The sequence below is a fragment of the Rodentibacter rarus genome (assembly GCF_001998965.1).
Classification (GTDB): Bacteria; Pseudomonadota; Gammaproteobacteria; order Enterobacterales; family Pasteurellaceae; genus Rodentibacter; species Rodentibacter rarus.
Window position 1 is genome coordinate 1 of sequence record NZ_MLHJ01000098.1, and the last position, 12,669, is coordinate 12,669.

Annotated in this window: 12 protein-coding genes and 4 tRNA genes; 5 read left to right on the forward strand and 11 right to left on the reverse strand. The window is 40.9% G+C overall.

Features of this window, described 5'->3' with window-relative positions; translation table 11 throughout:
• Window positions 1-160: 160 nt before the first annotated feature.
• The gene (gene dapE, locus BKK50_RS09310) at window positions 161-1,294 is read left to right on the forward strand and encodes a succinyl-diaminopimelate desuccinylase (protein WP_077417503.1); all 1,134 of its coding nucleotides are present in this window, start codon (window positions 161-163) and stop codon (window positions 1,292-1,294) included.
• Window position 1,295: 1 nt separating this feature from the next.
• On the forward strand, window positions 1,296-1,976 hold the full coding sequence (locus BKK50_RS09315) for a M15 family metallopeptidase (RefSeq protein ID WP_077417505.1): 681 nt from the start codon (window positions 1,296-1,298) through the stop codon (window positions 1,974-1,976).
• A gap of 610 nt (window positions 1,977-2,586) precedes the next feature.
• Here BKK50_RS09315 and nagK read toward each other — a convergent pair.
• Entirely contained in the window at window positions 2,587-3,501 is a 915-nt protein-coding gene (gene nagK, locus BKK50_RS09325) for an N-acetylglucosamine kinase (protein ID WP_077417509.1), read from the reverse strand.
• A gap of 65 nt (window positions 3,502-3,566) precedes the next feature.
• Window positions 3,567-4,286 carry a phosphatase PAP2 family protein gene (locus BKK50_RS09330; protein ID WP_077417511.1) on the reverse strand — a complete coding sequence of 240 codons (720 nt, stop codon included), beginning with the start codon at window positions 4,284-4,286 and terminating at the stop codon, window positions 3,567-3,569.
• 68 nt (window positions 4,287-4,354) lie between these two features.
• Here BKK50_RS09330 and ribA point away from each other — a divergent pair, with 68 nt between their 5' ends.
• Window positions 4,355-5,014, forward strand: coding sequence for a GTP cyclohydrolase II (ribA, locus tag BKK50_RS09335; RefSeq protein ID WP_077417513.1), 660 nt, complete (start codon window positions 4,355-4,357; stop codon window positions 5,012-5,014).
• A 185-nt stretch (window positions 5,015-5,199) separates the two neighbouring features.
• Here ribA and BKK50_RS09340 read toward each other — a convergent pair.
• The 7 genes from BKK50_RS09340 to gloB form a co-directional block, all read right to left on the reverse strand.
• Window positions 5,200-5,274 (reverse strand) — tRNA-Gln (locus BKK50_RS09340).
• Between the two features lie 45 nt (window positions 5,275-5,319).
• Window positions 5,320-5,394: transfer RNA gene (locus BKK50_RS09345), tRNA-Gln, on the reverse strand.
• Window positions 5,395-5,423: 29 nt separating this feature from the next.
• A tRNA-Leu gene (locus BKK50_RS09350) sits at window positions 5,424-5,508 on the reverse strand.
• 1 nt (window position 5,509) lies between these two features.
• Window positions 5,510-5,586 (reverse strand) — tRNA-Met (locus tag BKK50_RS09355).
• Between the two features lie 117 nt (window positions 5,587-5,703).
• The gene (locus BKK50_RS09360; RefSeq protein WP_077417515.1) at window positions 5,704-6,438 is read right to left on the reverse strand and encodes a phosphodiester glycosidase family protein; all 735 of its coding nucleotides are present in this window, start codon (window positions 6,436-6,438) and stop codon (window positions 5,704-5,706) included.
• The gene (hemA, locus tag BKK50_RS09365) at window positions 6,422-7,744 is read right to left on the reverse strand and encodes a glutamyl-tRNA reductase (RefSeq protein ID WP_077417526.1); all 1,323 of its coding nucleotides are present in this window, start codon (window positions 7,742-7,744) and stop codon (window positions 6,422-6,424) included. Before hemA ends, BKK50_RS09360 begins: the two co-directional genes overlap by 17 nt.
• A gap of 130 nt (window positions 7,745-7,874) precedes the next feature.
• Entirely contained in the window at window positions 7,875-8,576 is a 702-nt protein-coding gene (gene gloB, locus BKK50_RS09370) for a hydroxyacylglutathione hydrolase (RefSeq protein ID WP_077417517.1), read from the reverse strand.
• 23 nt (window positions 8,577-8,599) lie between these two features.
• Between gloB and BKK50_RS09375 the strand changes: the two genes are divergently transcribed.
• Window positions 8,600-9,400, forward strand: a complete 801-nt coding sequence (locus BKK50_RS09375; RefSeq protein WP_077417519.1) for a class I SAM-dependent methyltransferase — start codon at window positions 8,600-8,602, stop codon at window positions 9,398-9,400.
• On the forward strand, window positions 9,393-11,141 hold the full coding sequence (gene ycaO / locus BKK50_RS09380) for a 30S ribosomal protein S12 methylthiotransferase accessory factor YcaO (protein WP_077417522.1): 1,749 nt from the start codon (window positions 9,393-9,395) through the stop codon (window positions 11,139-11,141). The genes BKK50_RS09375 and ycaO overlap by 8 nt, the downstream gene beginning before the upstream one ends.
• Window positions 11,142-11,213: 72 nt before the next feature.
• Here the strand turns inward: ycaO and uxuA are convergent, their stop codons facing one another.
• Together uxuA and BKK50_RS09390 are read right to left on the reverse strand one after the other, a co-directional pair.
• Window positions 11,214-11,687: a mannonate dehydratase gene (gene uxuA / locus BKK50_RS09385; RefSeq protein ID WP_370597098.1), complete on the reverse strand. Its 474-nt coding sequence runs from the start codon at window positions 11,685-11,687 to the stop codon at window positions 11,214-11,216.
• 138 nt (window positions 11,688-11,825) lie between these two features.
• Window positions 11,826-12,398 (reverse strand): hypothetical protein, encoded by a 573-nt coding sequence (locus tag BKK50_RS09390; protein WP_425272391.1) that lies wholly within the window; start codon window positions 12,396-12,398, stop codon window positions 11,826-11,828.
• Window positions 12,399-12,669 lie beyond the last annotated feature (271 nt).

Here is a 12,669-nt window from a genome sequence, read left to right on the forward strand (position 1 = left end):
TTTTATAACGGACACACGCAGTGTGTCCCTACGTTCTGTTAAAATTTCTATTTTTGTGCATTTGCTACATAATACCGAATATAAACGTTGAATCTCGTTCATTTTTTAACCGCACTTTTTTGCTCCCCATTACACAACGCATTTTTACAGGTATTTTTTTATGAAAGAAAAAGTCGTTTCCTTGGCTCAGGCGTTGATTCGCCGTCCCTCCGTTAGCCCAAATGATGAGGGGTGTCAACAACTGATTGCTAACCGATTGGAAAAACTAGGGTTTCAAATTGAATGGATGCCCTTTAACAACACCCTAAACCTATGGGCAAAACACGGAAAGGGTGAGCCGGTTATTGCGTTTGCCGGTCATACCGATGTGGTGCCGACAGGTGATGAAAGCCAATGGAAATTTCCCCCCTTCGATGCCACGATCATTGATAATATGCTCTACGGACGGGGGGCGGCAGATATGAAAGGCTCACTGGCTGCCATGGTGGTGGCAGTAGAAGAATATGTGAAAGCCAATCCGAATCATTCCGGAACTATCGCCCTATTGATTACCTCAGATGAGGAATCGGCAGCAAAAGATGGCACGGTACGTGTTGTTGAAACCTTAATGGCGCGCGATGAAAAGATTACTTATTGTATGGTTGGTGAGCCTTCAAGCTCGAAAAATTTAGGTGATGTGGTAAAAAATGGTCGCCGAGGCTCAATCACGGGAAACCTTTATATTCAAGGTATTCAAGGTCATGTTGCCTATCCTCATTTAGCCGAAAATCCCATTCATCAAGCCGCTCCTTTTTTGCAAGAATTAACTACTTATCAATGGGACAAAGGTAATGCGTTTTTCCCACCCACCAGTTTGCAAATTGCGAATATTCACGCAGGAACAGGGAGCAACAATGTCATTCCGGGTGAACTCTATGTGCAATTTAATTTACGTTATTGCACGGAAGTGACTGATGATATTATCAAACAAAAAGTCTCAGAAATGTTAACTCGATATGGGCTGACCTACCGCATTGAATGGCAACTTTCCGGCAAACCCTTTTTAACGCAACCCGGTAAATTGGTCAATGCCTTGGTGGATAGCCTCCGACAAGTAGTGGGAATAACGCCACACCTTGAAACCGGTGGTGGCACATCAGATGGGCGTTTTATTGCGCTGATGGGAGCGGAAGTCGTGGAATTTGGGCCACTCAATACCACTATTCACAAGGTCGATGAATGTGTCAATGTAGATGATTTGGCTAAATGCGGGCAAATATATCATCAAATGTTAATTAACCTATTGGATCGCTAATATGAATCTGACCTCAAAAATGCTCACCGGTCAGTCCCGTGAGCACTTAATCAATTTGCCTGCCCCCCACTCCCCTCATCATTTTTTACAAGCCAAAGTGGTGAAAGCCTTTCAAGGGTTGCGACAACGTGCGGTCAAAAACGGCTTTAATTTACAGCCGGCAAGTAGTTTCAGGGATTTCACCCGCCAACAGTTTATTTGGAATAGCAAATTTAGTGGGGAACGGAAAGTCCATGATGACGCAGGCAATGCACTCGATTTAAGCTCATTGGACGATTGGCAAAAATGCCAAGCCATTTTACGTTGGTCTGCATTACCGGGTGCCAGCCGCCACCACTGGGGAACGGAGATTGATATTTTCGATCCGGATCGCCTCCCTACCGGAAAGGCATTGCAACTAGAGCCTTGGGAATATGAAGAAGGGGGCTATTTTTTTGAACTGAGCGAATTTCTCATAGAAAATCTACCGCACTTTGATTTTACACTCCCCTTTATGAAGCTGTCACCTGAAAAAAAAATCGGACGTGAACCTTGGCATATTAGCTACTTCCCCCTAGCCGAGCAAGCAAGCCAACAATTTTCTCCCGATCTATTATTACACGCTTGGCAACGTGAAGAAATTGGTGGGAAAGCGATACTCATAGCACGTCTTGAAGCGATTTTTAAGGCTTTTATGGTTTAGACAAAATATCCTTCAAACAGAGAAATATTCCGTATTATGTAGGAGTAGCACAAATTGATTTTCAGTTCTCGATAAAATTGCAAAACGATTGAGGCATAAAATGCGCTCACAACGCCGGTTTCTGCCGGTGTAAATATCCCTAATCGGAAAGCACGCAATGATAATAACAATGCCCAAATACTATTTTGAAGGAATACCTAATTCTTCTTTGTTCCACTTTTGAAAATATCATCAAATTTAATCGTTTTGCTCGCCCCCAAAAAATAGCGAGACTCCCCATCATCAAACCAGGGGAAAATATCGACTAAAAGAAGTTTGATAATAGAGATACCGCTTGCGATACCAAAGACGAAAAATAGGATAATAATAGGTAGAAGATCAACCCCAATTTGCTTTGAGCCCAATAATTTGGCATATGAAAGAGGGGGGAGCAAAATATTAGGGTGCCTATGGGACGTGTTGTTTAGTATAACTCAAAATGACTCGCCGAACGAAAGCACTCTGTTTTGATAGAGGTAAAATAAGGCGCTTCTAGCGCCTCGACTTCATTAGCAACCGCATTGCCACTAAAAAGTAAAAATACAGTTGCTAAATCCAAAGCGTCAAAAAATTATTTGGTTAAAAATAGTGCGGCAGCACCACGAACGCCACCGGAATCACCGTGTTTGGCTTTTTTAATCGGCGGTACTTTTGCCGTACGCATTAAATGGGGCGGTAAAGCTTTTGGTAAGGCTTCGTATAAATAATCAAAGTTAGATAATCCTCCACCTAGCACGATCATATGTGGGTCGAAGGCGGTAATAATGTTACCGATAGAAATTGCAGCTAATTCCACAAAAAGATTGACAAAATCCACCGCACTTTCTTTGCCACGATAAAAAGCATCAATAATTTCACGGGCAGATAATTTTTCACCTTTGAGATCGTGATATAACATTTCAAAACCACGACCGGAAAGATAGGTATCAAGGCAAGCTTTATTACCACAACCACACTCATAAATCGGTGCCTTATCCCAACCAAGCAACTTCAAGGCGTGATAATTTAATTGCAAATGCCCAAGCTCACCTGCCATCCCCACTTGCCCGGAATGCACTTTTCCATTTAATACAAAACCCCCACCAAATCCTGTGCCGAGAATTAACCCTAACACAGTAGGATATTGTTGATTTTCTTCGTCCCAAGCTTCAGAGAGGGCAAAACAATTGGCATCATTTTCCGCCCGCACTTCACGCCCTAATCGTTCGGAAAGATCACGCAAAATCGGCTTATTATCCGCCACACGGATATTGGTGATTTCCGCCAGCCCCGTTTGCTGATTAACAAACCCCGGTACACCTAACCCAACAGTGCCACGCTCACCGAATTGCTCATCAGCACGATTGACTAAATCCACAATCACATTGAGCCATTCATCGTAATCCGTTTTCGGTGTAGGAACACGTTCAGAATACAGTTTTTCTAGCTTTTCATTAAATACTGCCAGCTCAATTTTTGTGCCACCGATATCCAAACCATAGTACATAATCAAATCCTCTTATAAAAAAATAGAAAACTAAGTGGGATTTTAACCGCACTTTTATGTTGATTTTATGACGAAGATCGTTTTTTCTGTAAAAAACTGAAAATAATCAAATTTATTAGCCACGCAAAAAGTGTTGCCACGAGAAGATCAATAGGATAATGCATCCCTAGGCGAACACGGCTGATTAACATTAACAAACTCCAGAGCGCCATACTGCCCACCAACAATTTTGCCTGCCATGAGCGATGACCTAATAATTGGGTAAAGCCAACGGCAAGCATTAACCAGGTTGCAGCAAAAATCGTATGGCCGGAGGGAAAAGAATAACCTGTTTCATCTTCATAATGTTTCACCAACCAAGCCGGTGTGTCGGGTTGTGTCGAATAAAAGTCTTTGGCGATAACTGCACGCTGAGTGCGATCATTAGCATAAAAATTTTCCGGTGTGCGGTTTGTCTGTTCCGCTAAATAGACCGTAAATGGACGAGGCTCTTTGAACACCGCTTTTAATCCTGTTTTCACGGCTTGCGTTGCCACCACAGAAAAAGCCATCACCGCCACACCTAATATCCATTGTTTACGGCTTTTAAACAAAAATCTAAACATCAGGGCAAAGACGCCACAAGTTATTAACGCATAAGGCACACTGCCTGTTTCGGTAAGTAAATAAAGCCAATAGTCTGCCTCGACAAGCTGGGCATTCCCATGCCATTGATAGGAAAAAACCCACATAAAAAACGGTACAAGACAAAGTAATAACGTATATAATGACAGCCTTTTAAACATACGCGCCCCTTGATAAGCAAAAGAAAGTACGCATTTTAGCAGAAATACAAAGGAAGAAGGATAACTTTATGGCAAAAATTCAACTGGTTGCTCAAGCCAATTTGCCCACCGAATATGGCATTTTTAAAATGGTTGGGTTTGAATTTCCTGATACTAAAAAAGAGCATGTTGCCTTGGTGATGGGCGATGTCTCAAATAGCGATTCGCCTGTTTTGGCAAGAATTCACTCTGAATGCTTAACCGGTGATGCCCTTCACAGCTTAAAATGCGATTGTGGCTTCCAATTAGCCACCGCACTTCGTCAAATCAAAGAGGAGGGGCGAGGTGTATTAATTTATCACCGTGAAGAAGGGCGTGGGATCGGATTAATCAATAAAATTCGGGCTTATTCCTTACAGGATCAAGGAATGGATACCATTGAGGCTAACCTTGCACTGGGATTTAAAGCCGATGAACGCAATTTCGAGGTCTGTGCCGATATGTTTGAGTTGCTAGGCGTGAAACAAGTCCGCTTAATGACAAACAATCCGGAAAAAGTAGAAACGATGAAAAAGGCGGGCATTAATGTGGTAGAACGTGTGCCGCTGAATGTCGGCGAAAATCGCTACAATACAAAATATTTAGATACCAAAGCCAAAAAAATGGGGCATTATATTGTGCATCACCATGAAGAGCATCTTATGACTTGTCCTCATTGTCAGGAAGAAGTGGTGGTTGATAAGGAATAAAAACAGCTATAAACCTTTAAAGTGCGGTCACAAAAAACAACGTTTTTTGAGCGTTGGCTTTGCCAACGCCCCTGATAGGGGGGAGCAAACGAGTAAGCGAGTTTGTGAATAATTTTGATCGCATTTTTTTGTAGGTAAAAATGAGAAAAATTGCCCGTTAAACGTAATAAAATAGGGAAATGAGATGGCTGGGGTACTAGGATTCGAACCTAGGGATGCCGAGATCAAAACCCGGTGCCTTACCGCTTGGCGATACCCCAACAGAAATTCTTTTCATTAAGAATATAGGAAAATTTAGGATAGTATGGCTGGGGTACTAGGATTCGAACCTAGGGATGCCGAGATCAAAACCCGGTGCCTTACCGCTTGGCGATACCCCAACAACTATTTTGACTTACAAAGCGATAAATGGTGCGGGACGAGGGACTTGAACCCACACACCTCTCGGCGCCAGAACCTAAATCTGGTGCGTCTACCAATTTCGCCAGTCCCGCATGGTGGCTACAGCGAGATTCGAACTTGCGACCCCAACATTATGAGTGTTGTGCTCTAACCAACTGAGCTATGTAGCCATCTTGCTAACCATATCGGCTTTGCGGGGCGTATTATGCTGATTTGTCCTAACCGAGTCAATCACTTTTTATAAAAAATCCTATTTTTAAATTTAGTTGCTTATAAAAAAAACGGTTTTATTCTTTTTCTTTCACCGCAGCAACAGAAATCATCCCCACAAAATAATGCCAATGAAAACTGCTTGATATATTCGGAATATACCAATTAGAAATCGTCCCATCTAAATACAAGGCATTATGGCATCCTATTTTTTGTAATGCTTGGCTGAAGGTATAAAGATTGGGTTTTCCTGAGGTGGTGAGTATAAAGAAAAGGTCATTTTGCTTGTTTAAACATACGGCATTACGCTTATGGTAGCTTTCCAAAGTAGGACGAAATTGAGGGTTTATTTTCCCATTAATCACAAGCATCGGCCCTGATTGCAGGGCAAAGGTCGGTTTCAATTTTTTCTGTTGATAGGCTTTTGTTGTCAAAATATAGGGGTGTTTCCCCACTAAAGCAAAGACCCCGTTGGGTTGCACATGAAAATTACCGCTCCCCCGTTTGGTATTTAAAGGATTTAATTCTTTGCCCTTTTCGATCCACAAGCCCGCCGGCACATCGTTTTGACTATAAATCCCCCCATTCATAATCATTTTGACCTGATAATTTTTTTCTAAGGCACGTTTTAAATTGGTGATTGAGCGGTAGTTTTTCCCTTCACTATCACGCCAATGTAACCGCACTTCTTCCGGTTTTGCTTGGAAAATACCATAAGTGATGTGCGATTCAGTAAAACTACGATATGAGGCTTGTGAAGAAAAGGCAAGAAAGCCACAAAGTGCGGTCAAAAATTTAACTGTTTTTTTCATCAAGAGGATGGGAAAGATTGAGCGTATTGGAAAACAAATGTAAGCCTTCTGCATTGCCGGCTCTCATCATTGATTGCATGGTTTGTGTCGGCGCATGAATGAGTTTATTCATTAATTTATAACTCAACTCTTGCAATACTTTTTCTGCATTATCACCTTGTTGTAAATGCTGTAATGCCTTTTCCAACAAATCTTGGCGGATATGCTCTGCATCATCACGATAATGCTTAATCAGATTGGAAAATTGACGCACTTTTAACCATTCAAAAAAATCACTGCATTCTTGTGCAATGATCCCTTCCGCTTGTTTGGAGGCTTGCTCACGTTGATTTAAATTGTGCTGAATAATCCCTTGTAAATCATCTACGGTGTAATGATAAACGCTGTCTAATTTTGCCACACTTTCATCAATATCCCGTGGCACGGCAATATCAACCAACAACATCGGGGCATAATGGCGTTTTTTCTGAGCAATTTTCACCATTTCTTGGTGAATTAATACATTAGGGCTACCTGTGGAGCTGATCACAATATCCGCTTGATCTAAAGCATTTTGCAAATCCGCTAAGGAAAACACCTCAATGTCCGTTTCTGTTGCCAAATTTGCCACTAATTGTTCAGCCCTTGCCAACGTTCGATTCGCAATCATCAATTTTTTTACACCATGGCGTAATAAATGACGGCTCACTAATTCAATGGTTTCTCCTGCTCCCACCAGCAAAATATTGAGATCCTGTAAGGATTCAAAGATCTGACGAGCCAAACTACAAGCAGCATAAGCCACCGAAACCGCACTCTCACCAATATGGGTTTCCGTGCGAACTCGTTTGGCCGTAGAAAATGTTTTTTGGAATAAACGGGAAAGCTCGGTTGAAAAAGGCACTTTTTCTGTTTGATAGTAATCTTCACTTATCTGAAAAGCCTGTTTAACCTGCCCTAAAATTTGTGGCTCACCTAAAATTAAAGAGTCTAACCCACTGGCTACTCTCATTAAATGATTGGCAGCCTGTTGGTTTTGATGGGCATAAAGACTGGAACTCAGTTCATCTAAGGGAAGATGATGGATATTGGCAAACCATTTTTCTGCATTTTTCAGCCATTCATCACATTCTTGGGGAGAAATTTGGCGATGATGCAAATACACTTCCGTTCGGTTACAGGTAGAAAGGATAACCGCACCTTCGGCAAGATTTTGCTGTTGAATTTGTTGCAAGGCAAGGCGGCGCTTTTCATCAGAAAAAGCCACTTTTTCACGCACAGAAACGGACGCGGTTTTATGATTAATGCCAAGAACAAGAAGGGTCATAATGCAATTAAAAATCACCGCACTTTTAACGGCGGTGAACATTCAAGAAAAACTTGTGCGCTATTTTAATGAATTGTGATGCGTTCGGCAAATCAACACCGCACAATCTATTTAGAATAACTTAAAATAGTTAGAAACGATCTTTTGCTTGGCGTAATGCGATAAATTCCTGTTCGCTCTTCGCCTGTAAAAAGGGATTAATGCGTTTCTCTAATTCCAGTGTTGTTGGCAAACTGGGTTTACCTTCCTGACGTAAATGTTCCACAAAAATACGATGATTTTTGACCGCACTTTTCTCTTCTATCACAGTTTCTGCAAAAGCCAAATTGCTTAAAGTATATTCATGACCGGGGCACACAATAGTATCGTCAGGAAGTTGCTTTAAACGCCCTACCCCCTCAAACATTTGCTGATAGTTACCGGTAAATACCCGCCCACACCCCGCTGAAAATAATGCATCACCACAAAATAAATGATTATCCGCCAGAAAACTTATATGCTGTGCTGTATGCCCACCTGTGGGGATCACTTGGATAGCATAATTCGGGGTGATAATTTCCCCCTCATTAACAATATGCGTTGCCCCTTTTGAGGCACATTCTTGCGAGCCATAAATGGGCACATTCGGATAATGTTGCTTAAAGGAAGCCACCCCTTGAGTATGGTCATCATGCTCATGAGTAAGCAACAAGGCCTCAATGGGTGTAGGGTTCGCCGCAAGCCAAGCAAAAAGCTTGTCCGTTTCCGGTAAATCGACAATAATAAGCGGTAAATTTTCCCGTTGATAAAGCCAAATATAATTGTCATTCAACGCAGGTAAAGCAACTAACATAATTCTTCTCTCAATTTGGATGGATGATGCTCAACTGGCACGCAAAAGCAAAACGTTCCTTTTCTTCGCCAACAAGTTGGCAGCAATTGCCACAGGGTGAGGCATATTGTAACGCATTACAAAAAGCCTGTGCCCCTTGGTTGCCAAAAATTTTAGGCTATCAAGTGTTAAAGCTTGGGGCGTTAAGTGCCGAAATCCCCACCGAATTACCCATGCGTCATCAAATGTGGGTGTGTGAAAACATCTCGCCCAATTTAACCACGCCTTTAACGCCAAATGATACGCTCATTCAAGCAGAATTAACGGCACTGCCTTTTATCCAAAAAGAAATCAATGCGGCGTTTCTTGCCAATACCCTTAACTTTGCGCAAGATCCCCATCAAATATTGCGAGAAACCCACCGTGTATTAAGCGATGACGGTTGGTTATTTCTTTCGTTGTTTAATCCTCTCAGCCCACTGATTTTTAAACAGAAACTCGGGACGTTTCCTTTCCGCCAATATCCTACTTGGCGCATTATTGATTGGCTTGAATTGCTGCATTTCGATATCATTTCATGCCAAAACCTTGCGATCAAACCACAACAGGTAACACTGTTTTCACCTTTAACGTTGATTGTGGCACAAAAACGCCATTATCCCTTAACACTCAACAGGGAAAAAGTGCGGTCAAAAACACCAACATTTTTGCAACCGGCGGAAGCATTCCAAGAAGAAATAGCTCATGTACCGCTGATAGCATTAAAATCAGTTCTTGCCCCCTCGCCAAAACTCCCCTATTATGCACCGCACTTTTTTCGTTTATTTAGGAACAATGATGACTGAACAAACCTTTATCCCCGGTAAAGATGCTGCATTAGAAGACAGTATTGCAAAATTTCAACAAAAATTAATCGAACTGGGCTTTAATATTGAAGAAGCCTCTTGGCTCAATCCCGTACCGAATGTGTGGTCCGTTCATATTCGGGATAAAGATTGTCCTCAGTGTTTTTCCAACGGTAAAGGAGCCAGCCAAAAAGCTGCACTGGCTTCGGCATTGGGAGAATATTTTGAACGTCTTTCCACCAACTATTTTTTTGCTGATTTCTATTTAGGGAAAGAGATTGCCAAGGGGGATTTCGTTCATTATCCCAGTGAAAAATGGTTCCCCATTGAGGACGAAACAAGCTTACCGAAAGGGATTTTAAACGATGAGTTGCTTGCCTACTTTGATCCTAACGGTGAACTTACACCGGAATTATTAGTGGATTTACAATCGGGCAATGATGAGCGTGGCATTGTGGCAATGCCTTATGTTCGCCAATCCGATGAACAAACCGTCTATATTCCACAAAGCATTATCGCCAATCTGTATGTGTCTAACGGTATGTCTGCGGGTAACAGCAAATTTGAAGCCCGTGTGCAAGGCTTATCAGAGGTTTTTGAACGCTATGTCAAAAATAAAATTATCGCAGAAGCCATCAGCCTACCGGAAATCCCTAAAGAGGTGATGAATCGTTATCCTGCCATCCAAACCGCTATTGCTAAATTAGAGGAAGAAGGCTTCCCGATTTACGCCTTTGATGCTTCTTTAGGCGGGAAATATCCGGTAATTTGCGTGGTGCTGTTCAACCCGAACAATGGGACTTGCTTTGCCTCTTTTGGCGCTCATCCTAATTTCCAAGTGGCATTGGAACGTACCGTAACAGAACTCCTGCAAGGTCGAAGTTTAAAAGATTTAGACGTTTTTGCCCCCCCTTCTTTTAATAATGAGGATGTCGCTGATCATGCCAACCTCGAAACGCATTTTATTGATTCCAGCGGTTTAATTTCATGGGATTTATTCAAACAAACCCCTGACTATACCTTTGTTCATTGGGATTTCTCCGGCACAACACAAGAGGAATATCATAACCTTATGGCGATTTTCCGTGAGGAAAACAAAGAAGTCTACATTATGGATTACCAGCATTTGGGCGTTTACGCTTGCCGTATTATCGTGCCGGGTATGTCTGATATTTATCCGGTAGATGATTTAATTTATGCCAATAACAATATGGGAATGGATTGGCGTGAAATTTTACTGGATTTACCTCATTGGCATCATTCCCCGGAAACCTATGCAGAATTGTTAGAAGAGCTTGATAACCAAAATATTGACGACGCCACCCGTGTACGGGAATTTATCGGTATCGTTGCTCCAAAAACAAGTGGTTGGACAACCTTACGGGTAGGCGAATTAAAATCTATGCTTCACCTAGCATTAGGTGAATTAGAACAAGCCTTAGATTGGGCAAACTGGACATTGAATATGAATGGTTCGGTTTTCACACCGCAACGAGCAAACTACTACCGAGCGTTAATCAGCGTGCTTGAACTTTATTTAGACGAAAACCGCACGCCTGAACAATATCGCACTGTGTTTGAAAAAATGTATGGCGAAGAAACGGTAAAACAAGCTTGGGCGGCTGTCGCTGAAGGGGGTAATCCTTTCTACAACCTGCCGGCAAGTGATGAGCAATTAAAAAATTTCAAAGAACATCAAGCATTGTTAAATGCCTATGCGAAACTACAAAAAGTGAAGTAAAACATCGGTTTATTTTCCCCTCATAATAAATCAGCACGAATTAACGTGCTGATTTTGTTTATTGAAAATCGGTTATTTATCAAAATACGCTTTCTTTAATGCCATTTCCAAACCACGAAACTCTGCTAATCCCTTTAATCGACCAATAGCGGAATAACCCGGATTCGTTTTTTTATGTAAATCATCCAACATCTGACGCCCGTGATCCGGGCGCATTGGAATTAAACGGGTTTCACCTTTGCCTAATCGACGATATTCTTCACTTAACAAAGCTTTCACTACATTAAACATATCCACATCCCCCTCTAGGTGAGCGGCCTCGTGGAAGCTGAGAGGATTATCCTCACGTTGGGTTGAACGTAAATGAGCAAAATAAATTCTATCGGAAAATTGCTCCGTCATTTTCACTAAATCATTATCAGAACGCACGCCATAGGATCCGGTACACATCGTGAAACCATTGGCAGGTAAAGGTTGGGTTTCTACAAAATGGTTGATCTTTTTTGCTTCCCTATGCCCTAATAGACAAAGTGGTTGATCGTGAATTTACGATCAACGCTTTTTCTTTAAAATAATATTTAATAAATAATATCTTATGATATTTAGTTAAACCCTGATGTACCGATAATTTCCGCTTAAGTTCTCCAAATAGTCTCTCTAATCGATTATTCGTCTTTTCTATTTTTAATTCTGGGTATTTTTCAAAGCAAAAAAGATTAAATAAGCACCTCTTAAATTTCTATGTTTATAGAAATATTTTCCTTTATTATTAGGCTTATCAGAACGCTCTTCCAAATATGTTTTATATTCAAGATACCATTTATGTAGATTAATGTAAAACTCTGATTTACTACTTATTTTAAAGGGGGTGGTTAATATTTTTAGGGTTTTCTCCACCTCTGATTTTGGATTCCTTGTTCGGTTTCTAATCACAATTGCAACTCGATAAAACTGACAAAATTGAGTGGAAATATTCAGCTCGTTTTTCAATAACTCCCGTCTGCTATCACAAGTAATTGATTGAATCTTATAGCCTTTTTCTCTAAGTTTGATGATAGCAATAAAGTAATAAATATCTTTCTCGCTTTTGATAATTTGATGATAAACCACTTTTTTAGAGAGAGAATCCATTAAGACAAGTACACTAAATTCCCTTCCCCAAAAGCTCGAATCAATGAGAAGGTTAAGTGTATTATTTTTAGGTGGGTTTAACCTTGCTTTAGGTGAATTTAAAATGTATCGCTGTATTGTTCTAATCGAACATTGATACTTATTAGCAAGCTGTTTATAAGTTTGTTTTCCCTCTGAATAATCTTGCTAAATTTTTATTGGATCTAATTTTTCTTTAAAAGAAAATAGTTTATGACATTCATTGCTTCTATAGCGTTGAATATTATCTCTTATGCCAAACTTACAGATATTTGGATTTTGACAGAAAATGTAGTTTTTTAAAAAAAGTGGGTTAAAGCCTTTTACTATACGGTATTATGCAGCAGTTGCACAACGTTGTTTTTTGTTATCTTGTAGG

What these genes read in the sequence shown, in the direction of transcription:
- dapE (WP_077417503.1), top strand. Translation starts at nt 161, where the DNA reads ATGAAAGAAAAAGTCGTTTCCTTGGCTCAGGCGTTGATTCGCCGTCCC.
- BKK50_RS09315 (WP_077417505.1), top strand. Translation starts at nt 1,296, where the DNA reads ATGAATCTGACCTCAAAAATGCTCACCGGTCAGTCCCGTGAGCACTTA.
- nagK (WP_077417509.1), bottom strand. Translation starts at nt 3,501, where the DNA reads ATGTACTATGGTTTGGATATCGGTGGCACAAAAATTGAGCTGGCAGTA.
- BKK50_RS09330 (WP_077417511.1), bottom strand. Translation starts at nt 4,286, where the DNA reads ATGTTTAAAAGGCTGTCATTATATACGTTATTACTTTGTCTTGTACCG.
- ribA (WP_077417513.1), top strand. Translation starts at nt 4,355, where the DNA reads ATGGCAAAAATTCAACTGGTTGCTCAAGCCAATTTGCCCACCGAATAT.
- BKK50_RS09360 (WP_077417515.1), bottom strand. Translation starts at nt 6,438, where the DNA reads ATGAAAAAAACAGTTAAATTTTTGACCGCACTTTGTGGCTTTCTTGCC.
- hemA (WP_077417526.1), bottom strand. Translation starts at nt 7,744, where the DNA reads ATGACCCTTCTTGTTCTTGGCATTAATCATAAAACCGCGTCCGTTTCT.
- gloB (WP_077417517.1), bottom strand. Translation starts at nt 8,576, where the DNA reads ATGTTAGTTGCTTTACCTGCGTTGAATGACAATTATATTTGGCTTTAT.
- BKK50_RS09375 (WP_077417519.1), top strand. Translation starts at nt 8,600, where the DNA reads ATGATGCTCAACTGGCACGCAAAAGCAAAACGTTCCTTTTCTTCGCCA.
- ycaO (WP_077417522.1), top strand. Translation starts at nt 9,393, where the DNA reads ATGACTGAACAAACCTTTATCCCCGGTAAAGATGCTGCATTAGAAGAC.